Origin of the sequence: Pseudomonas sp. G11 (assembly GCF_029457515.1) — a bacterium.
Classification (GTDB): Bacteria; Pseudomonadota; Gammaproteobacteria; order Pseudomonadales; family Pseudomonadaceae; genus Aquipseudomonas; species Aquipseudomonas gorinensis.
Map to the genome: position 1 here is coordinate 7,321,543 of NZ_CP120377.1, position 23,458 is coordinate 7,345,000.

At 60.9% G+C, this 23,458-nt stretch carries 20 protein-coding genes; 10 read left to right on the forward strand and 10 right to left on the reverse strand.

Going from position 1 to position 23,458, the window contains the following annotated elements:
* Positions 1–106 precede the first annotated feature (106 nt).
* From betA to yccS, 8 genes are all read left to right on the forward strand, one after another.
* Positions 107–1,810, forward strand: a complete 1,704-nt coding sequence (gene betA, locus P2T68_RS33775; RefSeq protein ID WP_024077829.1) for a choline dehydrogenase — start codon at positions 107–109, stop codon at positions 1,808–1,810.
* 372 nt (positions 1,811–2,182) lie between these two features.
* On the forward strand, positions 2,183–3,625 hold the full coding sequence (locus tag P2T68_RS33780) for a TldD/PmbA family protein (RefSeq protein ID WP_277378846.1): 1,443 nt from the start codon (positions 2,183–2,185) through the stop codon (positions 3,623–3,625).
* Positions 3,625–4,941: a TldD/PmbA family protein gene (locus tag P2T68_RS33785; RefSeq protein ID WP_277378847.1), complete on the forward strand. Its 1,317-nt coding sequence runs from the start codon at positions 3,625–3,627 to the stop codon at positions 4,939–4,941. The genes P2T68_RS33780 and P2T68_RS33785 overlap by 1 nt, the downstream gene beginning before the upstream one ends.
* A gap of 282 nt (positions 4,942–5,223) precedes the next feature.
* Positions 5,224–6,114 carry an alpha/beta hydrolase gene (locus tag P2T68_RS33790; protein WP_024077832.1) on the forward strand — a complete coding sequence of 297 codons (891 nt, stop codon included), beginning with the start codon at positions 5,224–5,226 and terminating at the stop codon, positions 6,112–6,114.
* A 36-nt stretch (positions 6,115–6,150) separates the two neighbouring features.
* Positions 6,151–7,578, forward strand: a complete 1,428-nt coding sequence (gene mdtD, locus P2T68_RS33795) for a multidrug transporter subunit MdtD (protein ID WP_024077833.1) — start codon at positions 6,151–6,153, stop codon at positions 7,576–7,578.
* A gap of 130 nt (positions 7,579–7,708) precedes the next feature.
* Positions 7,709–9,046: an ATP-dependent RNA helicase DbpA gene (gene dbpA / locus P2T68_RS33800; protein WP_236646017.1), complete on the forward strand. Its 1,338-nt coding sequence runs from the start codon at positions 7,709–7,711 to the stop codon at positions 9,044–9,046.
* Positions 9,047–9,196: 150 nt separating this feature from the next.
* The gene (locus tag P2T68_RS33805; RefSeq protein WP_193689919.1) at positions 9,197–10,375 is read left to right on the forward strand and encodes an NAD(P)/FAD-dependent oxidoreductase; all 1,179 of its coding nucleotides are present in this window, start codon (positions 9,197–9,199) and stop codon (positions 10,373–10,375) included.
* 133 nt (positions 10,376–10,508) lie between these two features.
* Positions 10,509–12,692 (forward strand): YccS family putative transporter, encoded by a 2,184-nt coding sequence (yccS, locus tag P2T68_RS33810; RefSeq protein ID WP_024077836.1) that lies wholly within the window; start codon positions 10,509–10,511, stop codon positions 12,690–12,692.
* A 42-nt stretch (positions 12,693–12,734) separates the two neighbouring features.
* Here the strand turns inward: yccS and P2T68_RS33815 are convergent, their stop codons facing one another.
* Entirely contained in the window at positions 12,735–13,472 is a 738-nt protein-coding gene (locus P2T68_RS33815; RefSeq protein ID WP_024077837.1) for a transporter substrate-binding domain-containing protein, read from the reverse strand.
* A 201-nt stretch (positions 13,473–13,673) separates the two neighbouring features.
* Here P2T68_RS33815 and P2T68_RS33820 point away from each other — a divergent pair, with 201 nt between their 5' ends.
* Positions 13,674–14,126 (forward strand): GNAT family N-acetyltransferase, encoded by a 453-nt coding sequence (locus tag P2T68_RS33820; protein WP_069077182.1) that lies wholly within the window; start codon positions 13,674–13,676, stop codon positions 14,124–14,126.
* Positions 14,127–14,245: 119 nt separating this feature from the next.
* Here the strand turns inward: P2T68_RS33820 and P2T68_RS33825 are convergent, their stop codons facing one another.
* Genes P2T68_RS33825 through P2T68_RS33835 form a run of 3 tightly spaced genes read right to left on the reverse strand, consistent with a single transcriptional unit; the run spans position 14,246 to position 17,212 of the window.
* Positions 14,246–14,542, reverse strand: a complete 297-nt coding sequence (locus P2T68_RS33825; protein WP_024077839.1) for a winged helix-turn-helix domain-containing protein — start codon at positions 14,540–14,542, stop codon at positions 14,246–14,248.
* A 19-nt stretch (positions 14,543–14,561) separates the two neighbouring features.
* Entirely contained in the window at positions 14,562–15,062 is a 501-nt protein-coding gene (locus P2T68_RS33830; RefSeq protein WP_069077183.1) for a M48 family metallopeptidase, read from the reverse strand.
* Between the two features lie 44 nt (positions 15,063–15,106).
* The gene (locus P2T68_RS33835) at positions 15,107–17,212 is read right to left on the reverse strand and encodes an EAL domain-containing protein (protein WP_024077841.1); all 2,106 of its coding nucleotides are present in this window, start codon (positions 17,210–17,212) and stop codon (positions 15,107–15,109) included.
* 313 nt (positions 17,213–17,525) lie between these two features.
* Here P2T68_RS33835 and P2T68_RS33840 point away from each other — a divergent pair, with 313 nt between their 5' ends.
* A complete protein-coding gene (locus P2T68_RS33840) occupies positions 17,526–18,191 on the forward strand; it encodes a polysaccharide lyase family 7 protein (protein WP_069077184.1) in 666 nt (221 codons plus the stop codon).
* Between the two features lie 191 nt (positions 18,192–18,382).
* Here the strand turns inward: P2T68_RS33840 and P2T68_RS33845 are convergent, their stop codons facing one another.
* The 6 genes from P2T68_RS33845 to epd form a co-directional block, all read right to left on the reverse strand.
* Positions 18,383–18,835, reverse strand: coding sequence for a hypothetical protein (locus P2T68_RS33845; RefSeq protein ID WP_277378848.1), 453 nt, complete (start codon positions 18,833–18,835; stop codon positions 18,383–18,385).
* A gap of 360 nt (positions 18,836–19,195) precedes the next feature.
* Positions 19,196–20,260: a class II fructose-bisphosphate aldolase gene (gene fba, locus P2T68_RS33850; RefSeq protein ID WP_003177554.1), complete on the reverse strand. Its 1,065-nt coding sequence runs from the start codon at positions 20,258–20,260 to the stop codon at positions 19,196–19,198.
* Positions 20,261–20,542: 282 nt separating this feature from the next.
* Positions 20,543–20,875: an MliC family protein gene (locus tag P2T68_RS33855; protein ID WP_024077844.1), complete on the reverse strand. Its 333-nt coding sequence runs from the start codon at positions 20,873–20,875 to the stop codon at positions 20,543–20,545.
* Between the two features lie 62 nt (positions 20,876–20,937).
* On the reverse strand, positions 20,938–21,165 hold the full coding sequence (locus tag P2T68_RS33860) for a hypothetical protein (protein WP_024077845.1): 228 nt from the start codon (positions 21,163–21,165) through the stop codon (positions 20,938–20,940).
* 29 nt (positions 21,166–21,194) lie between these two features.
* Entirely contained in the window at positions 21,195–22,358 is a 1,164-nt protein-coding gene (locus P2T68_RS33865) for a phosphoglycerate kinase (protein ID WP_024077846.1), read from the reverse strand.
* An 18-nt stretch (positions 22,359–22,376) separates the two neighbouring features.
* Entirely contained in the window at positions 22,377–23,426 is a 1,050-nt protein-coding gene (gene epd / locus P2T68_RS33870; RefSeq protein WP_024077847.1) for an erythrose-4-phosphate dehydrogenase, read from the reverse strand.
* Positions 23,427–23,458: the final 32 nt, after the last annotated feature.

The following is a 23,458-nucleotide window of genomic DNA, read 5'->3' on the forward strand; positions in this document are numbered from 1 at the left end:
ACGTTTGACTGTGTTTACACATCTGAAACTGTGAACACAGTCAGTGTGGGAGGGGGCTCGCCCCCGATGAGGCCCGACCTGACCACACATCAAAGAGGGTGCATTTATGTCCCAAGAATACGATTACATCATTGTGGGTGCCGGCTCCGCCGGTAACACCCTGGCGACCCGTCTGACCGAAGACGAAGGCGTCACCGTCCTGCTGCTGGAAGCCGGCGGTCCTGACTACCGTCTCGACTTCCGTACCCAGATGCCCGCCGCCCTGGCATTCCCGCTGCAAGGCCGCCGCTACAACTGGGCCTACGAAACCGATCCAGAGCCGCACATGAACGGCCGCCGTATGGAATGCGGGCGCGGCAAGGGCCTGGGTGGCTCTTCCTTGATCAACGGCATGTGCTACATCCGTGGCAACGCCCTGGACTACGACAACTGGTCGAAACTGCCCGGTCTGGAAGACTGGACCTACCTCGACTGCCTGCCGTATTTCCGTAAAGCCGAAACCCGCGACATCGGCCCCAACGACTACCACGGCGGCGACGGCCCGGTCAGCGTGACGACGCCCAAAGCTGGCAACAACCCGCTGTTCCACGCCATGGTCGAAGCCGGCGTACAGGCCGGTTACCCGCGTACCGAAGACTTGAACGGCTACCAGCAGGAAGGCTTCGGCCCGATGGACCGTACCGTCACGCCAAACGGCCGACGCGCCAGCACCGCGCGCGGTTACCTGGACACGGCCAAAAAGCGTTCGACCCTGACCATCGTCACCCACGCCCTGACCGACAAAGTGTTGTTCGAAGGCAAGCGGGCCGTTGGCGTGCGTTACCTGATCGGTGCTGCCGAAGAGCGCGTCGAAGCCCGCGCCCGCAAGGAAGTGCTGGTGTGCAGCGGCGCAATCGCCTCGCCGCAACTGCTGCAACGCTCCGGTGTCGGCCCGGCCAAACTGCTGGAAAGCCTCGACATTCCGGTGGTCCATGACCTGCCCGGTGTCGGCGAAAACCTGCAAGACCACCTTGAGCTGTACCTGCAATACGCCTGCACCCAACCGGTGTCGCTGTACCCATCGCTGCTCTGGTACAACCAGCCGGCCATCGGTGCCGAGTGGCTGTTCAACGGCACCGGCATCGGCGCCAGCAACCAGTTCGAGGCCGGCGGTTTTATCCGTACCCGTGAAGAATTCGATTGGCCGAACATCCAGTACCACTTCCTGCCGGTAGCGATTAACTACAACGGCAGCAACGGCGTGAAAGAGCACGGTTTCCAGGCGCACATGGGGTCCATGCGCTCGCCAAGCCGTGGCCGCGTGCAACTGAAGTCGAAGAACCCACGGGACTACCCGAGCATCCTCTTCAACTACATGGCCACCGAGCAGGATTGGCAGGAGTTTCGCGACGGCATCCGCCTGACCCGCGAAATCATGCAACAGCCGGCGCTGGACCCGTACCGCGGCCGCGAAATCAGCCCGGGCATCGAGGTGCAAACCGACGAGCAACTCGACAAGTTCATCCGCGAACACGCCGAAACCGCGTTCCACCCGTCCTGCTCGTGCAAGATGGGCACCGATGAGATGGCCGTGGTCGATGGCGAAGGCCGCGTGCATGGCATGCAAGGCCTGCGTGTGGTCGATGCGTCGATCATGCCGATCATCACCACCGGCAACCTGAACGCGCCGACGATCATGATCGCCGAGAAAATCGCCGACAAGATCCGTGGTCGCAAGCCGCTGCCGCGCAGCACCGCCGACTACTACGTGGCAGGCACCGCGCCGGTGCGTGGCAAGCCGCTGCGTGAAGTGGGGCCGACTGCGCAGTAACCCATTCCCTGTGGCGAGCGGGCTTGCCCTAATGCCGTTCAGTTAAGCGTACATCGCCTTCTGTAGGAGCGAGCTTGCTCGCGAAAAACGTCAACGATAACGCGTGTTTCCTGAGTGAACGCGGCGCCTGTGAGTTCTTCGCGAGCAAGCTCGCTCCTACAAAAAAGCCTTAACTGAACGGCATTAGGGCTTGCCCCGCGTTGGAGTGCGTAGCGCTCCCAAGATTTTTGGGGCCGCTGCGCAGCCCGACGCGGGGCAAGCCCGCTCGCCACAGGGGCACTTGCCACAAAGAATCACCTCTCCTTGATCGCTCCCCAGCCCAGGCCTACTCTGTTTGCCTGCCCGCGCTGAGCCGCCCACAAGGAAGGCCCCATGTTCGAACACCACGCCACACTCAAAAAACATTTCAGTGCCCTGCGCACCACCGCCGACTTCTTCTCCTTGCGCTACGTACGTGAGTCCGGCCACTACCTGTCGGTGCGCAAGAACGTCGCCGAACCGCCACACATGAACCACGACGCAGGCGCCATGCTCACCGTGCGTGTCAACGGCGTCGAAGCCTATGCCGCGACCCACGATATTTCCCTGGCCGGCCTGCAAGCGGCCCTTGAACGTGCCGAACAGCAAGCGCGCCTGATCAAGCCTCACGCCCTGCTCGACCTGCGCGATCAACAAGTCTCCAGCGACGTGGCCGACTACCTGTCACCGAACCTTGCGCAAGCCTTCCCTTCCTTGAGCGACTGCTACCAACTGCTGGGTGATGAATCCGCCGCCGTGCCCCGCGACGAACGCCTGGTCAACTGGGAAGTCAACCTCGGCCTGAGCCACGTCGAGCAGATCTACCTCAACAATGCCGGGGCCGAACTGCGCCAGGCCCAACGGTTCGTATTCCCCGGCGTCAACGTCACGGCCTACGACGGCAACGACAGCCAGACCCGTACCCTCGGCGGCAGCAACTTCGGCCAGCAAGGCAGCTTTGACGTGATCGAGCGTTTTGGCCTGGTCGGCGGCGCACCCCGCATCGCCGACGAAGCCCTGCAACTGCTGCTGGCGCCGAATACGCCCCAAGGTCCGCGCGACCTGCTGCTGATGCCCGACCAGATGATCCTGCAAATCCACGAATCCATCGGCCATCCACTGGAGCTCGACCGCATCCTGGGTGATGAGCGCAATTACGCCGGCACCAGCTTCGTCAAGGCCAGCGACTTCGGCCACCTGCAATACGGCTCCAAGCTGTTGAACGTGACGTTCGACCCGGACATTCCCGAACAACTTGCCAGTTATAGCCATGACGACGACGGCAGCGCCGCCAGCAAGCAGTTCCTGATCCGCGAAGGGCTGCTGCTCAAGCCGTTGGGCGGCGCGCTGTCGCAATTCCGTTCGGGCATGAACGGTGTGGCCAACAGCCGTGCCAGCAGTTGGAACCGCCCGCCGATCGACCGCATGGCCAACCTGAATATCGAAGCCGGCGATAAGAGCCTGGCGCAACTGATTGGCGGCATCGAACACGGCATCCTGATGTCGACCAACCGTTCGTGGTCGATCGACGATGCGCGCAATAAATTCCAGTTCGGCTGCGAGTGGGGCCAGTTGATTGAAAACGGTGAGCTCAAGGGCGTGGTAAAAAACCCCAACTACCGGGCTATCTCCGCGCAGTTCTGGCGCAACCTCAGCGCAGTGGGCGACGCCAGCACCTTCAAGGTCCTGGGCACGCCCAACTGCGGCAAAGGCGAACCCAACCAGGTGATCCGCGTCGGCCATGCCTCGCCCGCCTGTGTGTTCAGCAACGTTGATGTATTCGGGGGAGATGCCTGATGAACAACTTCAAGGCATTGGTGCAGTGGCTCAAGCAGGCCCTCACCGACAAGGAACAATTTCACCTGGGCTATGCCGCCGAATCGTCCGAGTTCGTGCGTTTCAACCACGCCAAGGTGCGTCAGGCCGGGCAGGTGCAACAGGCCAGCCTCACCCTCAAGCTGATCAACGACGGCCGCCATGCCGACCTGGGCATCACCCTGGCCGGCGAACCGGAGCTGGACCGCCAGCGCCTCGCCGACGGCCTGCAACAGTTGCGTGAAACCTTGCCACTGCTGCCGCACGACCCGTACTTGCTGCTCAACCACAACGCCTGGCAAAGCCACAACGAACAGGCGCGCCCCCTGCCCGACCTGGCGCAGGTGCTGGAGGAAATCAGCCAGGCGGCGCACGGCGTCGACCTGGTCGGCTTTTATGCCGCAGGCCCGATCAGCCGTGGCTTTGCCAGTTCCAACGGCGCATTTGGCTGGCACCAGGCCAATAGCTTCAACTTCGATTTCAGCCTGTTCCACGCCAATGGCGAAGCGGTGAAAGCCAGTTATGCCGGGCACACCTGGAACAGCGACGAGTTCGCCCGGCGCTTCCAACTGGCCCGCCAACAGCTGGAGTTCCTCGACCGCCCGCTGCACACACTGGCGCCTGGGCAATACCGCGCCTACCTGGCCCCCGCGGCGCTGGAAGAAATCATCAGCATCATCACCTGGGGTGGTTTTTCCGCCCAGGCCATCGCCAGCAAAGGCAGCTCGTTGCAACGGTTGTATGCCGGCGAACAATCGCTGAGCCCGCTGGTGACGGTGGATGAGCAGATCAGCGGCTCCCTGAGCCAGGCGTTTTCCACCGAGGGCTACCCGCGCAGCGATGTCACGCTGATCAACGCCGGCAAAGCCGATGGCCAACTGGTGAACTCGCGCAGCGCCGCTGAATACGGCCTCAGCGCCAACGGCGCCAGCCGCGACGAATCCCCCAGTGCCTTGCAGATGGCGGCGGGCACCTTGGCCCAGGCCGATATCCTCAAGCAACTGGGCACCGGGCTGTATATCAGCAACCTGTGGTACCTGAACTACTCCGACCTGCCGGCCGCCCGCCTGACCGGCATGACGCGCTTCGCCACGTTCTGGGTGGAAGACGGTGAGATCAAGGCGCCGGTCAGCACCATGCGCTTTGATGACAGCGTCTACAGCTTGCTCGGGTCGCAGTTGGAGGCCCTGACCGCCGAGCGCGAACTGCTGCTGTCGGCCAGTACCTACAGCCAACGCAACACCGCGTCCAACCTGTTGCCGGGCGCCCTGGTTAAACGCCTGACCCTGACCCTGTAAATACAACCCCTGTGGGAGGGGGCTTGCCCCGATGGCGGTGTGTCAGTCAATGAGTACTTTGCTGATACACCGCCATCGGGAGCAAGCTCCCTCCCAACTTGTCCTGTGCTGATTTCAGACATCCCGGTTTCAGCCCTTCCTACCGTAAATTCTCTTCCTCCCAGTCTGCACGGGCAGCCTGTTGTCGCCTGCGAAAAACCTCGTTATAAGAGTTAGTGGCCCCCCGCCACCTCATCCACGAGAGCATGACCTTGCCCGGGAAGGGCAAGCTGGAGCGTTGACATGAACCATGGAAGTTTTGTCATTGAAAAGCTGTTCAAGCACTACAACGTTCATGTTGAGCAGCTAGGAAACGATTCGGAAAAGAAGACCATCTTGATGGTCAATGGCGCACTGTCCACCACACGCTCATTCGCCCGCACCAGCAAATGCCTGGCCGAGCATTTCAATGTGCTGTTGTTCGACCTGCCGTTCTCCGGCTATTCGCGCGAGTACAACACCGACCTGGACCTGGTGACCAAGGACGACGAAGTCCAAATCCTGCGCGCGCTGGTCGAGCGCTTCCAGGTCAACCACCTGGTGTCGGCCTCGTGGGGCGGTATCTCCACGCTGCTGACCCTGGCGCATAACCCGCCGTCGATCGAAAGTTCGGTAGTCATGGCCCTGGCGCCCAACCTGAACCAGGCCATGCTCGACTATGTGGAGCGGGTACGCGTGCTGATCGAGGCCGATGACAAATCCGCCGTCGGCCACTTGCTCAACGAGACCGTCGGCAAATACCTGTCGCCCCGGCTCAAGCGCAACAACCATCGGCACCTGTCGAACATGGCCACCACCGAGTACCGCCAGGCGCGTTTCCATATCCACCAGGTGTTGGCGCTGGGCGATGGCAACTACCTGCCCCAGCTCAAACAGATCGAAACCCCGGTGCACTTTCTCAACGGCACGCTGGACGAATACACCCCGGCCGCCGATGCCCAGTTGTTCAAGCACTACGTCGGCCACAGCAGCTTTGCCGTGGCGGAACATACCGGGCATTTACTCGACCTGGAGTCCCGTGAATCAGCCCTGGCGGTGCACCGCGCGCTGTTGGATTTCTTGGTGGGAGAGCACGCAAAGCTGTCGGATTTAGACGAACCGCCAGTGGGAAAAGGAGCGACGAATGGCGCATAATCGCCGACACATAGCCGGCTAACAAAAAGGTACCCCATGCCAGATCGTGCCCCTCTCGATGCCAAGACTGCCCGCTGGCTCCCCTGGGTAGTAGCGATTGCCTTCTTCATGCAATCGCTGGATGGGACGATTCTCAACACGGCACTGCCGGCCATGGCCCGGGACCTGGCGGAAAACCCGCTGCGCATGCAAGGGGTGGTGATCGCCTACATGCTCACCGTCGCCTTGCTGATCCCGGCCTCGGGCTGGATCGCCGACCGCTTCGGCACCAAGAAAATCTTCTTCGGCGCGATCATGCTGTTCAGCATCGGCTCCTTGCTGTGTGCCCTGTCCAGCAGCCTGACCATGCTGGTGGGCGCACGGGTCATCCAGGGCCTCGGCGGTGCGTTGATGCTGCCGGTTGGCCGGCTCGTGGTTCTACGTGCTTACCCCCGCTCCGAATTGGTGCGGATCATGGGTTTCATTACCATCCCCGGCCTGCTCGGGCCCTTGCTCGGCCCGACCATGGGCGGTTGGATGGTGCAATACCTGACGTGGCACTGGATCTTCCTGATCAACCTGCCGGTGGGCATGATCGGTTGCTATGCCGTGTGGAAACTCATCCCCGACCTGCGCGGCAGCGAACGTACGCGCTTCGATGGCATCGGCTTCCTGCTGTTCGGCGCAGCGATGGTGCTGATCACCATTGCCATGGAAGGCTTGGGCGAACTGCACCTGCCGCACCTGCGGGTGATGTTGCTGCTGTTCGGCGGGTTGGCGTGCCTGGCGGCGTATTGGCTGCGCGCCGGGCATATCGATAACCCGCTGTTCTCGCCGGCGCTGTTCAAGACCCGCACCTTTGCGGTGGGCATCCTCGGTAACCTGTTCGCGCGCCTGGGCAGCGGTGCCTTGCCGTTCCTGGTGCCGTTGCTGCTGCAAGTGGCCCTGGGGTATTCGCCGTCCCAGGCCGGGATGAGCATGCTGCCCCTGGCGGCCGCGGCGATGTTCGCCAAGTCGGTGGCGCGCCCGCTGATCGAGCGCCTGGGTTATCGCGTGGTGTTGACCGGCAACACCCTGGCCCTGGGCATCATGCTGGCGAGCATGGGCCTGGTCAGCGAGCAAACACCCTACCCGCTGTTGCTGGGCATGCTGGCGGTGCTGGGGGCGATCAACTCCCTGCAATTTACCGCCATGAACACCGTGACCCTGATCGACCTCGACGACGCCCAGGCCAGCAGCGGCAACAGTTTGCTGTCGGTGGTGGCGCAATTGTCCCTGAGCCTGGGGGTGGCCTGCGCCGGTGCGTTGCTCGGGGGCTTCACCGCCGAATCGGGCAACGACGGCGTCAGCACGGTACTCGGCGCGTTCCAACTGACCTTCCTCACGGTGGGCATCATGGCGATGCTGGCGGCGGCGATCTTCCTGCAATTGTCGCCAAAAGACGGCAAACGTGTGGTCAGCCGCGAACACCACATCGAGCACTAGCAGGCGTCTCGTCGAGAACTTGCAGGGAAAATCCCATAGGGCTGGTACACTGCGCGACATTTTGTTTTGCAGAGCCAGTCCCGTGACCACCATCGCCACCGCTTTTAATACTTTGCCGCTCTCCGCCGCCATGCTGGCTAACCTCGACTCGCTGGGTTATGCCGAGATGACGCAGATCCAGGCGCAAAGCTTGCCGGTGATCCTCAAGGGGCTGGACCTGATCGCGCAGGCCAAGACCGGCAGTGGCAAGACCGCCGCCTTCGGCATCGGCCTGCTGAACCCGATCAACCCGCGCTACTTCGGCTGCCAGGCCCTGGTGATGTGCCCGACCCGTGAGCTGGCCGACCAGGTCGCCAAGGAAATCCGTCGCCTGGCCCGTGCCGAGGACAACATCAAGGTACTGACCCTGTGCGGTGGCGTGTCCCTCGGCCCGCAGATCGCCTCCCTGGAACATGGCGCCCACGTGATCGTCGGCACCCCGGGCCGTATCCAGCAGCACCTGCGCAAGGGTTCGCTGGTGCTCGATGGCTTGAACACGCTGATCCTCGACGAAGCCGACCGCATGCTCGACATGGGCTTCTACGACGCCATCGAAGACATCATCAGCAAGACCCCGGCACGCCGCCAGACCCTGCTGTTCTCGGCCACCTACCCGGTGAGCATCAAGCAGTTGGCCTCCAAGTTCATGCGCGCGCCGCAGCAAGTCAAAGCCGAAGCCTTCCACTCCGACGACCAGATCGAGCAGCGTTTCTTCGAAATCTCGCCGGAAGAGCGCATGGACGCGGTGACGAAAGTCCTCGCGCACTTCCGCCCGGCATCGTGCGTGGCGTTCTGCTTCACCAAGCAGCAAGTGCAGGAAACCGTCGACCACCTGACGTCCAAGGGTATTTCCGCCGTCGGCCTGCATGGCGACCTGGAACAGCGCGACCGCGACCAGGTACTGGCGATGTTCGCCAACCGCAGCACCTCGGTGCTGGTGGCGACCGACGTCGCCGCCCGTGGCCTGGACATCGACTCGCTGGACATGGTGATCAACGTCGAACTGGCCCGCGACTCGGAAATCCACATCCACCGCGTCGGCCGTACCGGTCGTGCCGGTGAGACCGGCATCGCCATCAGCCTGGTGGCGCCTTCCGAAGCGCACCGCGCCCAGGCCATCGAGCAACTGCAAAAGTCGCCGTTGAACTGGGACCAACTGGACAACCTCAAGCCGCAAAGCGGTGGCCCGCTGCTGCCGCAGATGAGCACCCTGTGCATCGCCGCCGGCCGTAAAGACAAAGTGCGCCCGGGCGATATCCTTGGCGCATTGACCGGGGAAGCCGGCATCCCAGGCGCCCAGGTGGGCAAGATCGCGATCTTTGACTTCCAGGCCTTCGTGGCCGTGGAGCGTGGCGTCGCCAAGCAGGCGTTGCAGCGTTTGAATGACGGCAAGATCAAGGGCCGTTCGTTGCGCGTTCGCATCCTGTAAAAAACCCACCCCCCTTGTAGGAGCGAGCTTGCTCGCGAAAAACGTCAACGATCACGCAGCGCTATCAGGTAGCCCGTGTCGTCTATGGGGTTTTCGCGAGCAAGCTCGCTCCTACAGGGATCGTACTGATTCATAGATGAGGACATTGCTGTGCGCTCGACCGAAGTTGTGATCATTGGCGCCGGCGCCGCAGGCTTGATGTGCGCCCTGACCGCTGCGGGGCGTGGGCGCAAGGTGATGTTGATCGACCATGCCAACAAGGCCGGCAAGAAGATCCTGATGTCCGGCGGTGGCCGCTGCAATTTCACTAACCTGTACACCGAGCCGGCCAACTTCCTTTCGCACAACGCGCACTTCTGCAAGTCCGCCCTGGCCCGTTATACCCAGTGGGATTTCATCGGCCTGGTGGCCAAGCACGGCGTGCCGTACCACGAGAAGAAACTCGGCCAACTGTTTTGCGATAACAAGTCCAGCGACATCCTCGGCATGTTGCTCGACGAATGCATCCAGACCGGCGTGAGCCTGCACCTGGATACGTCTATCCAGGAAATCGCCAAGCTCGATAACGGCTACCAGTTGCAGACCACCTTGGGTGAACTGCGCTGCGAATCCCTGGTGATCGCCACCGGCGGCCTGTCGATTCCAACCCTGGGCGCTACCGGATTTGGCTATCAAGTGGCCAGGCAGTTCGGCCACGAACTGCTGCCGACCCGCGCCGGGCTGGTGCCGTTCACCATCACCGACCAACTCAAGGACTTGTGCGGCGAGCTGTCCGGCACCTCGGTGGATTGCCTGGTCAGCTGCAACGGCCAGAGCTTTCGCGAGAACATTCTGTTTACCCACCGCGGCCTGAGCGGCCCGGCGATCTTGCAGATTTCTTCGTACTGGGAGCCCGGCGACACAGTCGAGATCAACCTGCTGCCCGACCACGACGCCCACAGCTGGCTGCAACAGCAACAGGTCGAGCGGCCCAACAGCGAGCTGAAAACCTTGCTGGGTGAAATCTTCACCAAGAAAATGGCCAACTTGCTGTCGGAAACCTGGTTCGTGTCCAAGCCGATGAAGCAGTACACCCACGCCGAAGTGGCGGATATCGCCAGCAAGCTGGGGAACTGGCAATTGGTGCCGGCAGGCACCGAAGGTTATCGCACCGCCGAAGTGACGCTGGGCGGCGTGGATACGCGGGAAGTGTCGTCCAAGACCATGGAATCACTGAAAAGCCCGGGCTTGTACTTTATTGGGGAAGTGCTGGATGTGACCGGGCACCTGGGCGGGTTTAACTTTCAGTGGGCGTGGGCGTCGGGTTACGCCGCAGCGCAGTACGTCTGAAGGATGTACCCCTCCCACATTTTGATTTGTGGTGTGCCTGGGAATAATTTGCTGTCAGATGTGATCGCCACGCTTGCCGTGGCGTCCTTGATAGCTCAATTTAGCGGCAACGTCCCGGAAGACTCCAGACTTCATGTCATCGACCTCGTTCAAGCAGTCCATGCGGCGCCTGTGGGCGCTGGATAAATTCAGTTATAGCGTGCGGGTCTTCATCGCCCTTACCGGCAGCATGGCGCTGTGCTGGTACCAGGATGAAATGACACTGCTGATCCCACTGTTCCTGGGGATCATCGCCAGTGCCCTGGCCGAGACCGACGACAGTTGGCAGGGCCGCCTCAATGCCCTGGCGGTGACGCTGGTGTGTTTCAGCATCGCCGCGCTGTCCGTGGAGTTGCTGTTCCCCTACCCCTGGATTTTCGCAGTCGCCCTGGCCCTGGCCAGTTTCGGCCTGACCATGCTCGGGGCCCTGGGCGAACGCTATGGCGCGATTGCCTCGGCCACCTTGATCCTATCGGTCTACACCATGATCGGCGTGGACCAGCGCGGCGGCGCCGTCAGCGATTTCTGGCATGAACCCTTGCTGCTGGTGGCCGGTGCCGCCTGGTACGGCGTGTTGTCGGTGCTGTGGCAGGTGCTGTTTTCCAACCAGCCGGTACAGCAGAGCCTGGCGCGCCTGTTTCGAGAGTTGGGGCATTATCTCAAGCTTAAATCGTCGCTGTTCGAGCCGATCCGCCAACTGGATGTGGAGGCGCGGCGCCTGGAACTGGCCCAGCAAAATGGCCGGGTGGTGGCGGCGCTCAATGCGGCCAAGGAAATCATCCTGCACCGCGTCGGCAATGGCCGACCGGGTTCGAAGGTCAGCCGCTACCTCAAGCTGTACTTCCTGGCCCAGGACATCCATGAACGCGCCAGTTCGTCCCACTACCCCTACAACGCCCTGGCCGAGGCCTTCTTCCACAGCGATGTGCTGTTCCGCTGCCAGCGCCTGCTGCGCCAGCAAGGCAAGGCCTGCCAGGCCCTGGCCGAGTCGATCCAACTGCGCCAGCCGTTCATTTATGACGCCCACTTCGCCGAAGCCCTGGGCGACCTGAATGCCTCACTGGAACACCTGCGCATCCAGAGCAACCCGGCCTGGCGCGGCCTGCTGCGCTCGTTGCGTGCCCTGGCGGCCAACCTCTCGACCCTGGATCGCCTGCTGGGCGACGCCAGCAATCCCGACGCCCTGGCCGACGCTACCGACAGCAACCTGCTGGACCGCGCCCCGCGCAACCTCAAGGAGATGTGGACGCGCCTGCGCACCCAGCTCACACCGACGTCGCTGCTGTTCCGTCACGCCTTGCGCCTGGCCCTGGCGCTGACCGTCGGCTATGGCGTCCTGCACGCGATCCACGCGTCCCAAGGCTACTGGATCATCCTCACCACCCTGTTCGTCTGCCAGCCCAACTATGGCGCCACGCGGCGCAAGCTCGGTCAGCGGATCATCGGCACGGCCATCGGCCTCACCGTGGCCTGGGCACTGTTCGACCTGTTCCCCAGCCCGCTGGTGCAATCGATGTTCGCCATCGCCGCAGGCCTGGTGTTCTTTATCAACCGCACCACCCGCTACACCCTGGCCACGGCGGCGATCACCTTGATGGTGCTGTTCTGCTTTAACCAAGTGGGCGATGGCTACGGGTTGTTCCTGCCACGCCTGTTCGATACGTTGCTGGGCAGCGTGATTGCCGGCCTGGCGGTGTTCCTGTTCCTGCCGGACTGGCAAGGCCGCCGCCTGAACAAAGTGCTGGCCAACACCCTGACCTGCAACAGCATCTACCTGCGCCAAATCATGCAGCAGTATGCTGCCGGCAAGCGCGATGACCTGGCCTACCGCCTGGCTCGACGCAATGCGCATAACGCCGACGCGGCCCTGTCCACCACCTTGGCCAATATGCTGATGGAACCGGGGCACTTCCGTAAGGAAGCCGATGTGGGCTTCCGCTTCCTGGTGCTGTCCCACACCCTGCTCAGCTACTTGTCAGGGCTCGGCGCGCATCGGGAAACCCAACTGCCGGCCGAGGTGCGTGAGCATTTGATCGACGGCGCCGGCAAGACACTGGCGGCAAGCATCGATGAGATCGCCGAGGGCTTGGCCAACAAACAGCCGATTGCGATTCAGAGTGATGCCGAGGAAGCGCTGGCAACCGACCTGGAGCAGATGCCGGACGAGATCGATGAAGGGCAACGCTTGGTGCAAACGCAGTTGGCGTTGATTTGCCGGCAGTTGGGGCCGTTGCGCACCTTGGCGGCGCATTTGATCAAGGACACCAGCGCGGCTTAGGTCGCTATCGGGGGCTTGCTCCCGATGAGGCCCGCACAGGCACTACATGCCATGGGCCTTCATCAACCGCGCATAACTGCCATCAGCCTTCATCCTGGCAATCTCGCGGTCAAAGCTGGCGACGATCTGCGCATGCTCAGGGTTCTTCAGGCTGACCAGGATATGCAGGCTATTTTCGCTCAAGGGCTTGGGCAAAAACTCCACCGCATTGCGCACCCGCGCCGATTCGCGTGACAGGTAATAGCGCGCCACATATTCATCCTCCACCGTCAACCGCACGCGCTGCGCCGCAAGCATGCGCACGGCCATGGCAAAGTTATGCACAGGGACTTTCTGCAATTGCGCATCCTGGTCGAACGCCGGCGAATACACGTACCCGCGCACCACGGCGATAGGCTCATCGTGCAATTGCTCAAGGTTCTGGAACTCGATCGGGTCGTCACGGCGCTTGATAAAACGCACACGGTTCACCAGGTATTCCGCGGAAAACTGCCCCAACTGCGTGCGAGCATCGTCGTACCAGGCGTTGATCAGTACGTCATAGCGCCCATCGCCCACCCCCATCAGTGCGCGAGCCCAGGGCACCTGTTCGAAATCACTGGCGTACCCGGCGCGGGCCAAGGCCGTGGTGACAATGTCGGTGGCCAGCCCGCCATTGATCAAGGTGGCATCGGTAAAGGGTGGCCAGGCATCCGCTACCAGGCGCAGACGCTCTGCGAACACTGGCTGGGCCAGCAATAAAACTCCAATCAAAGCAACGGCACGAGAGAATCGCGGCATGCTTAAAGTCCTTGGCAGGCAGGCGGTAGCCCTTACTCAGGCGAGGCCTGAGGCTCTAACAGTAGTTCAGATTACACAAGAAGCCGACGGCAGATGCACACAATGATGGCGAATTGACGTCACTCACAAAAATAGCTGATTTCGACACAAAGGCGTGGCGCGCTTACTATCCAGAACAGACATTGATAAAGAGAACGCACCATGACAGTCGAATGGGTCTGCAAACATCACAATGACCTGGGCAAGGAGCAGCTCTACGCCATCCTGCGCCTGCGCAGCGAAGTCTTTGTCGTCGAGCAGAAGTGCATCTACCAGGACATCGACGGGCAGGACCTGGAAGGCGATACCCACCACCTGATGGCCTGGCAGGACGACCAGTTGGTGGCTTACCTGCGCCTGTTGGACCCGGAGTCCCAGGGCGGCGACGTGGTGATCGGGCGGGTAATCGTGGCCCCCATGGCGCGCGGCACCGGGCTGGGGCACCTGATGATGCAGGAAACCCTCAGGCAGATTGACGATATCTGGCCAGAAACGCCGATATTCCTGTCAGCCCAGGCCCATTTGCAAGGGTATTACGGTCGGTATGGTTTTCTGGTGGCGGGCGAGGAATACCTGGAAGACGATATTCCACATATTGGTATGCGGCGTGTTTGAGGCCGCCATCGGGGGCAAGCCCCCTCCCACAGTTTGAACTGTGAATGCATTCAAATGTGGGAGGGGCGGTGCGACGATTCGACTTACCCCGATGGCGTCAGCCAAATCCCCGCAGAACCTCAGGGATAACCCAATACCTGTTTGATGGACCCGAGATTCACCTCGATCCACCGCCGATCAATCGCGCCCCAATCCCGAATCCGATAATGCCCGGCATGGTTGCGGCCGCCGTCTTGCTGTTCGAACTCACACACGATATCCAGGTCGGCCAGCGCCGCAATCGTGTCCTGCGCCGTGCGCCGGGGCATGCCCGTCAACTCGGTCAGCGCCGGTACGCTGCTGGCTTGCCCGCTGTCGATCAGGTACGCCACATAGAGCCGGCGGTAAAAGCTGCTCTTGGTCTTGCTCACATCCATGGTCGGTCGCCTTGTACGGTTAGGGCTTGCCCTGCAAGTCGCGATAGGTGAGGTACACCCGCAGGTCGAATTCCACCTGATGGTAGCCCGGCATCATGTACTCACAGAGTTTATAGAACGCCTTGTTGTGGTCCGACTCCTTGAAGTGCGCCAGCTCGTGCACCACGATCATGCGCAGGAACTGCGGCGCGGCCTCCTTGAACAGCGCGGCGATGCGGATCTCTTTCTTGGACTTCAGGTTGCCGCCCTGCACCCGGGAAATCGTGGTGTGCAAGCCGAGGGCGCGATGGGTCAGGTCCAGGCGGTTGTCGAACAGCACTTTGTCGATGGCCGGCGCGTTGCGCAGGTGCTCCTGCTTCAGGGCCAGCGCGTAGGCATACAACGCCTTGTCACTCTGCACGGCGTGGCGCTCGGGGTAACGCTGCTCCAGGTAGGCACCCAACTGGTCCTTGGCGATCAGTTGGCGCACTTGCTCCTGGAGGGCTGCGGGGTAGGCCTGGAGGTATTTCAGGGCGGTCATTGGGGGTCTGCAACAGGGTTCGGATGGGCGCCAGTGTAGCGAATTCAACGCACGCGAGCGCGCGCCCAGACGAGCACTTCCTCGGCCATCAACGGCTGCGCCGCCCATGGCCCCTGGATAAATCGGCAACCATTGGCCTTGAGCCACTCGGATTGCTCCTGCGTCTCTACGCCCTCGGCGATCACCAGCACCTCGAAGTGCTCGCACAATTGGATAATGCTGCGGGCCAGTGCGGCATCCCGCGCCGAGCCCGGCAGGCGCGCGACCAGTTGCGGATCAAGCTTGAGGGTGTCGAACTCCAGGTCGCGCAGGTGAGCCAGGGAACAGTGGCCGCAGCCAAAGTCATCCAGGGCGATACGCACCCCGACCTGACGCAACAACTTGAGCTGCTTGGCAGACTCCTCAAGATTGCTCATCAGGCTGTCTTCGCTGATTTCCACCTCCAACTGCCGCCCCTGCAACCCATGCCGCTCCAGCACCTGCTGCAGTTGGCTGGACAGCTGCGGCATATTGAACTGGCTGCTGCTCAGGCTCACGCTCAGCACCAGTTCGTCATCCAAAGCCACCTGCCACATCTGGCGCTGCGCAGCGACCTGCAGGTAAATCCAGGCACTCAACTGGCTGATCAGCCGGGCCTCCTCCAGCAGCGGTAAAAACAGCCCCGGCGGCACATCACCGACGCTGGGGTGCTGCCAGCGCAATAGCGCCTCGACGCCGCGCAAGCGACCGTCCTCCAGGGACACCTGGGGTTGGTACACCAGGGTGAAGTCCTTGTTCTGAATCGCCGTGCGCACGCTGTCTTCAAGCATCAGCCGCGAACGAGCACGCCCGTTCATTTCCTGATCGTAATAGCGGTACTGCTGACGCCCCGCACGCTTGGCTTCGTACATGGCGATGTCTGCCGCACGCAGCAGACCGTTCAAGTCAGAACCGCAATCCGGGAAAGTGGCAATGCCGATGCTGACCCCGAGCATCACATCCAACCCGTCGACCTGCTGGCAAACAGACACACGCTCAATCAGTTTTTCCGAAATTTTCGCGGCCTGTTCCGGGAACTCCAGCTCCAGCAATGCCGTGAATTCGTCGCCGCCCATGCGTCCGAGAATGTCGCTGGCGCGCACGCTGCCCTGCAATTGTTCCGACACCCAGCGCAGCACCCGATCGCCAGCGTCATGCCCCAGTGAATCGTTGACCCGTTTGAACCCATCCAGGTCCAGGTACAGCAACACCAGCGACCGCTCGACGCGTTCGCCGCGCAACAACGCACTCTCTACTGCTTGATAGAAGCCGCGCCGATTCAGCAACCCGGTCAACGGGTCTGTGACGGCCTGAAACTCCAGTTGCTGGTGCAGGTGACGTATTTCGGACATATCCAGCACCGTCACCACCATGGCCTTCTGCTCAGAGGGCAACGGCGCGCACGACAACGCCACCGGCACCTGTTGGCCGCGGCCTGTGCGCAGGATCGCATCATGCAAGCGCCAGGTTTCGCCCTGGCGGTAACCGGCATACATCTGCGAATCCAGCCAGGCAGGTACATGGGGTTTTTGCAGGAAGCCGAGGAACTCCTGGCCTTGCAGTTCCTGGATCGTGGCATTGAGCAGGCGCGAAATCGCCGGGTTGGCGTACTCGATCACTCCCCCCTCCCCCACCACCAGGATGCCTTCGGCGGCGTTGTCCAACACCGAGGCATTAAAGGCACGCGCCGATTCCAGGTCATGACTCAGGCGCTGCAGCGCCCGGCGATTACGCTGGTGCTCCAGCAACGCCTGGACCTTGGGCTTGAGGATATGCGGGTCGAACGGTTTGAACAGGTAGTCGATCGCGCCGCTGGCATAGCCCTCGAGCACGGCGGCGGGCGATTGGGCATTGGCACTGAGGAAGATGATTGGCGTCATCCGGGTGCGCTGGTTGCCGCGCATCAGGCGGGCGACTTCAAAGCCGTCCATGCCGGGCATCATCACATCCAGCAATACCAGATCAACTTCGAGCTGCAGCAGCAATTCCAGGGCTTCAAGACCTGAAGCAGCGGTCACCACATGCCAATCATCACGCTGCAAAAGTGCGCGCATGCTGATCAGGTTTTCCGGGTAGTCATCGACCACCAGAAGAACCGAACTGCCATCGCCGGGGAGTGGTGCGCATTCCATGCTACGTCTCTTCCTAAAGGAGCTGTCCCAGTCACTTCTGACAGAAAACCCGGACAAACTCTGAGGCATCACTCTAGCCTCGGTTCCCAAAAATCAGAAGTCACCGCGATGCCATCATTGCGCCAAAGCCTGGGAAGCCGACTAACGGTCAGTGCCTGCAGCCCACGGTTCATGGGCAACATGGCTTTTTGGCATTCCTTTGGCGCCAATAAATTGCCGAGCAATAATTAACAAGCGAGTGACGACCGCCTATAAAGAACCTGTCTGGCCCAAGGGCCATAGCCTACACCCCTCTGTAAAAAGGCCTACGCCCATGATTGATCTTTCCACCTGGAACCTGAGTATTCCGGTCGGCTCGCCCCCCGCGACCATCGACACCCCGAAGCTGATGAGCGGCTTCAATGACCAATATTTCCAGGCAGAAGGGAGCAATGTGCAATTCTGGACACCCGTCACCGGCACCCGTACCGAAAACGCTGTCTACCCCCGCAGCGAACTGCGTGAAACCTACGCCGACGGCCGCCTGCGTAACTGGACCTACCCTGACGCCGACAACTTCCTGCGCGCCACGCTGACCGTCAACCAGGTACCGTCCACCGGCAAGGTGGTGATCGGCCAGATTCACGCCTATGACAGCCAGAAGCCGCTGATCAAGCTGGAGTATCAATTCAAGGAAAAAACCCAGACCGGCAACATCGTCGCCAAGGTCCGCATGCGTCCGGATGAGGATGAAAGCCGCGTGATCATCGTGGCTTCCAATGTGCCGCTGGAAAAAAGCTTCACCTACGTGATCAACCTCAACAAGGCCGGGCTGCTCAGTGTGTACGCCGCCGACAGTGAGTGGAACGAACGCATCGGTGCGGCGTGGGGCAGCAAACCCCTGTACTTCAAGGCTGGCGCGTATGTTCAGGACAACAGCGGGGATAGCAAGGAAGGCGCACGGGTGACGTTTGCCAAACTGGATATCGACCACGAGTGAGCGGCGCCTCATTTCGCGTGGGCGTTGCCTGCCTGCGCGAACGCCTTGACGCCCCCCCTTGAGCGCCTCGGCCTGGCGGACTTCGCCGAGCGCGATCTGAACAATGTGGCCAATACCGCCTTTACTGGCATACACATGCGCGGCCGCTCACCAAGAGCGGCCGCCACTTTTCACGCGACGAGGTTGCCTGTCTACTGGGCAGGTAATTTCATCTGAGCTGGGCCCTTTGAATTCACCAACTCAAAAGCACAGTCCGCGACCTTACTCGTTGCGCACTCATTATCCTTCCAACCAGAACCTTTAGGCACAGGAGGCAGGACAAACCTCTGGGACAACCTTAGATAGTCATCCTTACCTTTACCACTGTAATTACAGATTACATAGTTATAAGGCAACTTTGTTTCGCTGTCCGTTCCCTGCTTGATTGCCGAGCCCATAAACTTGAACCCTTCGACCATCGATTTATTGTCAATGGACTGCTCACCCTTCCACCCCTCTTCTTCAGCTGAAAACTGAATGCTCACCGCCGTGATGGTTGAAACCTCGGGGCAAGATAACGGCGCCGCATATGCACTCCCCATCAACGCCAACGCGCCAATAGCAGTTAGACACTGAAGCGATTTTATAAGATATGGATGTGACATAGCCGTGTACACCTCTCTTTAATGAGTGACTCCAGCCTAGGCACGATGGCCAACGAGCGATACTGTCAAGGTTGACAGCTTTAAATATAAATTAGAAATAAGCGCCGGTAGTTTAATTGCGTTCAGCACGATCACTGTAACGCCTCATGGATTTAATTACAGTTAAACAAGACGGATCTGAATGACACCCGACACTTAACTGAACCAACGGGCGCACCGAGCATTTTGTCTTATCAACTTGATCAAACTCAAAATGTTCAGCAAAGCATCAAAAAACAACAAAGGGAAAACATTCAGTTCATTTAACTCGGTACCAAAAAAAGCCCGCATCACTGCGGGCTTCTTTTTAACGCCTGAGGCTTAATTCACCTTAGCGTTCAACTCACCTTTCAGGTAACGCTGGTACATCGCTTCCAACGAGATCGGCTTGATCTTCGAAGCGTTGCCGGCAGTACCGAACGCTTCGTAGCGAGCGATACACACGTCACGCATCGCCGTAACGGTTGCGCCGAAGAATTTACGTGGGTCGAATTCGCTTGGGTTGGTGGCCATCAGGCGACGCATCGCACCGGTGGACGCCAGGCGCAGGTCGGTGTCGATGTTGACCTTGCGCACGCCGTACTTGATGCCTTCGACGATTTCTTCAACCGGGACGCCGTAGGTTTCTTTGATGTCGCCGCCGTACTGGTTGATGATCGCCAGCCACTCTTGCGGTACCGAGGAAGAACCGTGCATCACCAGGTGGGTGTTAGGGATGCGCTTGTGGATTTCCTTGATGCGGTCGATAGCCAGCACGTCGCCGGTTGGCGGCTTGGTGAACTTGTAGGCGCCGTGGCTGGTGCCGATGGCGATCGCCAGGGCATCCACCTGGGTCTTCTTGACGAAGTCAGCGGCTTCTTCCGGGTCAGTCAGCATCTGGCTGTGATCCAGCACGCCTTCGGCGCCAATGCCGTCTTCTTCGCCGGCCATGCCGGTTTCCAGGGAACCCAGGCAGCCCAGCTCGCCTTCAACCGACACGCCGCAGGCGTGAGCCATGGCCACGGTTTGTTGGGTCACGCGGACGTTGTACTCGTAGTCGGTCGGGGTCTTGCCGTCTTCGCCAAGGGAACCGTCCATCATCACCGAGCTGAAACCCAGTTGGATGGAGCGCTGGCACACGTCAGGGCTAGTGCCGTGGTCCTGGTGCATGCACACCGGGATGTGCGGGAATTCTTCGATCGCGGCGAGGATCAGGTGGCGCAGGAAAGGCGCGCCGGCGTATTTGCGGGCACCGGCCGAAGCCTGGACGATCACAGGGGAGTCGGTCTTGTCAGCGGCTTCCATGATGGCGCGCATCTGCTCAAGGTTGTTGACGTTAAAAGCTGGGACGCCGTAGCCGAATTCGGCTGCGTGGTCCAGCATTTGACGCATGCTGATAAGTGCCATTGTGTTGTCTCTCCCGGTCGAGGGTCGTTAATCGTGCAAGCCTGCCGTAGCGGCGGCTGCTATTCAAGTTATTGAAGGTCAGGCTTTGCATACCTGGCCTGCTGAATCGTTTTTTGTGAGCCGGACTCAACGCCGACATCACTTTGAAACCGTATCAATGTGGGAGGGGGCTTGCCCGCGATGGCGATTTACCTGTCGACATCGTGGGTGGCTGACCCAACGCTATCGGGGGCAAGCCCCCTCCCACATTGGGATCTCATTAATGTTGAGACCGTGTTCTGTTTACTGGGCCTTGCAGCCCCGCCCGATCAAATCGTCGGTGGCCACCCAGTAAACCAGGCCTTCCTCACCTTTTGTGTGAAACGCCAATTGGTCGTTGCTGTACAGCACGCCCGAGGCGGCAACGTCCTGCTTAAGGCGGTAAACCTGGTCGGAACCGCCGAGGCGTACATCCACCTCGCTGTGGGCCTGGTTAGCAAAGCGCCAGTTGACCTCGGCCTTGCTATCGCAGGTCCAAGTGGTCCATTTGTCGGCAGACTCTGCCTTGTTGAACATGTTCATGCTGCTGCAACCGGCCAGTAACGCCAGTGTTGCCAGGGCGAAAACGCCTTTCATTGCCAATCCTCGAACGGCGCCCCAAAAGGCCGCCACTGCTGTCGGTTAGTTGATCAGACCCGTCAAGGGCAACCCTGTTCCTGACCGTTGGGCGCGGAGTCGTATTTCTCCAGGCGTTCATTGCCGATGCGCTTGTTGATCACCGGCATGGTCTCGGCTTGCCAATCGGCCTGATAGCAGCTTTTTTTCTGCGCTGGCGCGGGCTTGCCAACCTCCGGCGCAGCGTTCGGCGTACTGCCGCAGCCAGCCAACAGGCCCGCTGCGAGCACCAGTGCCAACGACTTGATCATGGGAATGCTCCTTTTCCTGATCGCGCGCCTTAGCCTTTGGCCCGGCTTTCCAGGACTTCAACGGCAGGCAGGACCTTGCCTTCAACGAACTCGAGGAACGCACCGCCACCGGTAGAAATGTAGGAGATCTGGTCGGCAACGCCATATTTATCGATGGCCGCCAGGGTGTCGCCGCCGCCGGCTATGGAGAATGCCGAGCTTTCGGCAATCGCCTTGGCCAGCACTTTGGTGCCATTGCCGAACTGATCGAACTCAAACACACCCACCGGGCCGTTCCACAGGATGGTCTGGGAAGCCTTGAGCAGCTCTGCGAAGTTGGCCGCGGTTTGCGGGCCGATATCCAGGATCATGTCGTCGGCGGCCACATCGTCGATCAGCTTGACGGTCGCTTCGGCGCTTTCCGCAAATTCCTTGGCCACGACCACGTCCACTGGCAGCGGTACGCTGACCTTGGCAGCGATGGCGCGCGCGGTGTCGAGCAGGTCCGGCTCGTACAGGGACTTGCCCACCGGGTGACCCGCGGCCGCCAGGAAGGTGTTGGCAATGCCGCCGCCGACGATCAACTGGTTACAGATCTGGCTGAGGCTATTGAGCACGTCCAGCTTGGTGGAAACTTTCGAGCCGGCCACGATGGCGGCCATTGGCTGTGCGGGCGCACCCAGGGCCTTGCCCAGCGCGTCCAGTTCAGCAGCCAGCAGAGGGCCGGCAGCGGCGACCTTGGCAAACTTGGCCACGCCATGGGTCGAACCTTCGGCGCGGTGGGCGGTACCGAAAGCGTCCATCACGAACACGTCGCACAGGGCCGCGTATTGCTGGGCCAGTTCGTCGCTGTTCTTTTTCTCGCCTTTGTTGAAGCGCACGTTTTCGAACAACACGATGTCGCCAGGCGTGACGTCGACGCCCCCCAGGTAGTCAGCCACCAGTGGCACGTCCCGGCCCAGGGCCTTGCTCAGGTAGTCAGCCACAGGCTTGAGGCTGTTTTCGGCGGAGAACTCACCTTCGGTCGGACGACCCAGGTGGGAGCAGACCATCACGGCCGCACCTTTTTCCAGAGCCAGCTTGATGGTCGGCAGCGAGGCCAGGATTCGCGCATCACTGGTGACAACACCGTCCTTGACTGGGACGTTGAGGTCTTCGCGAATCAGTACGCGCTTACCTTGCAGATCGAGGTCGGTCATCTTCAACACGGTCATGGGAGGCAATTCCTGAGGCTAAAGTTTTGGAGAGGCTGTTTGCAGATAGTGTTCTGCGACGTCCAGCATACGGTTGGCAAACCCCCATTCGTTGTCGAACCAGGCCAGGATGTTCACCAGCCTCGGGCCGGAAACGCGGGTCTGGCTGGCATCGACAATCGCCGAATGCGGGTCATGGTTGAAATCACAACTGGCGTGGGGCAACTCGGTATAGGCCAGAAGGCCCTTGAGCGGGCCGCTGGTGGCGGCGTCACGCAGGATCCGGTTGACCTCCTCGGCATCGGTGTCGCTGACGGTTTGCATGGTGATGTCCAGGCAGGACACGTTCACCGTCGGCACCCGTACGGCTTTGGCCTGAATTCGCCCGGCAAGTTCCGGCAACAGTCGTTCGATGCCGCGCGCCAGGCCGGTGGACACCGGAATCACTGACTGGAACGCCGAGCGCGTGCGGCGCAGGTCTTCGTGGTGATAGGCGTCGATCACCGGCTGGTCGTTCATCGCCGAGTGGATGGTGGTAATCGACACGTAGTCCAGGCCGATCGCCTGATCCAGCAGGCGCAACAGCGGTACGCTGCAGTTGGTGGTGCAGGAGGCATTGGACACCAGCAACTCATGACCGGTGAGGCAATCCTGGTTGATGCCGTAGACGATGGTGGCGTCGACATCCGCCTCGCTGGCCATCGGCTGGGAAAACAACACGCGCGGGGCGCCGGCATCGAGAAAACGCTGGCCATCGGCGCGGGTGTTATAGGCACCGGAGCATTCCAGCACCAGGTCGACGCCCAGCGCCGCCCAGTCGATGCCCTCGGGGGTGGCACTGCGCAACACTTTCACGCAGTCGCCCTTGATATGCAGACAATCGCCTTCGACCCGCACTTCGCCGGGAAAGCGGCCGTGGGTGGAGTCAAAGCGTGTCAGGTATTCGATGCTGGCCATGTCGGCCAGGTCATTGATCGCGACAATTTCAAAACCGGCCGCCGCCCCTCGCTCGAACAGAGCACGCAAGACGCAACGACCAATGCGGCCGTAGCCGTTGAGTGCAACTTTGTAGGGACGCGGTTGGGGCATGGGGTTCTCGCAGTGGGGGCGACATAAACCAT

What these genes read in the sequence shown, in the direction of transcription:
- betA (WP_024077829.1), top strand. Translation starts at nt 107, where the DNA reads ATGTCCCAAGAATACGATTACATCATTGTGGGTGCCGGCTCCGCCGGT.
- P2T68_RS33780 (WP_277378846.1), top strand. Translation starts at nt 2,183, where the DNA reads ATGTTCGAACACCACGCCACACTCAAAAAACATTTCAGTGCCCTGCGC.
- P2T68_RS33785 (WP_277378847.1), top strand. Translation starts at nt 3,625, where the DNA reads ATGAACAACTTCAAGGCATTGGTGCAGTGGCTCAAGCAGGCCCTCACC.
- P2T68_RS33790 (WP_024077832.1), top strand. Translation starts at nt 5,224, where the DNA reads ATGAACCATGGAAGTTTTGTCATTGAAAAGCTGTTCAAGCACTACAAC.
- mdtD (WP_024077833.1), top strand. Translation starts at nt 6,151, where the DNA reads ATGCCAGATCGTGCCCCTCTCGATGCCAAGACTGCCCGCTGGCTCCCC.
- dbpA (WP_236646017.1), top strand. Translation starts at nt 7,709, where the DNA reads ATGCTGGCTAACCTCGACTCGCTGGGTTATGCCGAGATGACGCAGATC.
- yccS (WP_024077836.1), top strand. Translation starts at nt 10,509, where the DNA reads ATGTCATCGACCTCGTTCAAGCAGTCCATGCGGCGCCTGTGGGCGCTG.
- P2T68_RS33815 (WP_024077837.1), bottom strand. Translation starts at nt 13,472, where the DNA reads ATGCCGCGATTCTCTCGTGCCGTTGCTTTGATTGGAGTTTTATTGCTG.
- P2T68_RS33820 (WP_069077182.1), top strand. Translation starts at nt 13,674, where the DNA reads ATGACAGTCGAATGGGTCTGCAAACATCACAATGACCTGGGCAAGGAG.
- P2T68_RS33825 (WP_024077839.1), bottom strand. Translation starts at nt 14,542, where the DNA reads ATGGATGTGAGCAAGACCAAGAGCAGCTTTTACCGCCGGCTCTATGTG.
- P2T68_RS33830 (WP_069077183.1), bottom strand. Translation starts at nt 15,062, where the DNA reads ATGACCGCCCTGAAATACCTCCAGGCCTACCCCGCAGCCCTCCAGGAG.
- P2T68_RS33835 (WP_024077841.1), bottom strand. Translation starts at nt 17,212, where the DNA reads ATGGAATGCGCACCACTCCCCGGCGATGGCAGTTCGGTTCTTCTGGTG.
- P2T68_RS33840 (WP_069077184.1), top strand. Translation starts at nt 17,526, where the DNA reads ATGATTGATCTTTCCACCTGGAACCTGAGTATTCCGGTCGGCTCGCCC.
- P2T68_RS33845 (WP_277378848.1), bottom strand. Translation starts at nt 18,835, where the DNA reads ATGTCACATCCATATCTTATAAAATCGCTTCAGTGTCTAACTGCTATT.
- fba (WP_003177554.1), bottom strand. Translation starts at nt 20,260, where the DNA reads ATGGCACTTATCAGCATGCGTCAAATGCTGGACCACGCAGCCGAATTC.
- P2T68_RS33855 (WP_024077844.1), bottom strand. Translation starts at nt 20,875, where the DNA reads ATGAAAGGCGTTTTCGCCCTGGCAACACTGGCGTTACTGGCCGGTTGC.
- P2T68_RS33860 (WP_024077845.1), bottom strand. Translation starts at nt 21,165, where the DNA reads ATGATCAAGTCGTTGGCACTGGTGCTCGCAGCGGGCCTGTTGGCTGGC.
- P2T68_RS33865 (WP_024077846.1), bottom strand. Translation starts at nt 22,358, where the DNA reads ATGACCGTGTTGAAGATGACCGACCTCGATCTGCAAGGTAAGCGCGTA.
- epd (WP_024077847.1), bottom strand. Translation starts at nt 23,426, where the DNA reads ATGCCCCAACCGCGTCCCTACAAAGTTGCACTCAACGGCTACGGCCGC.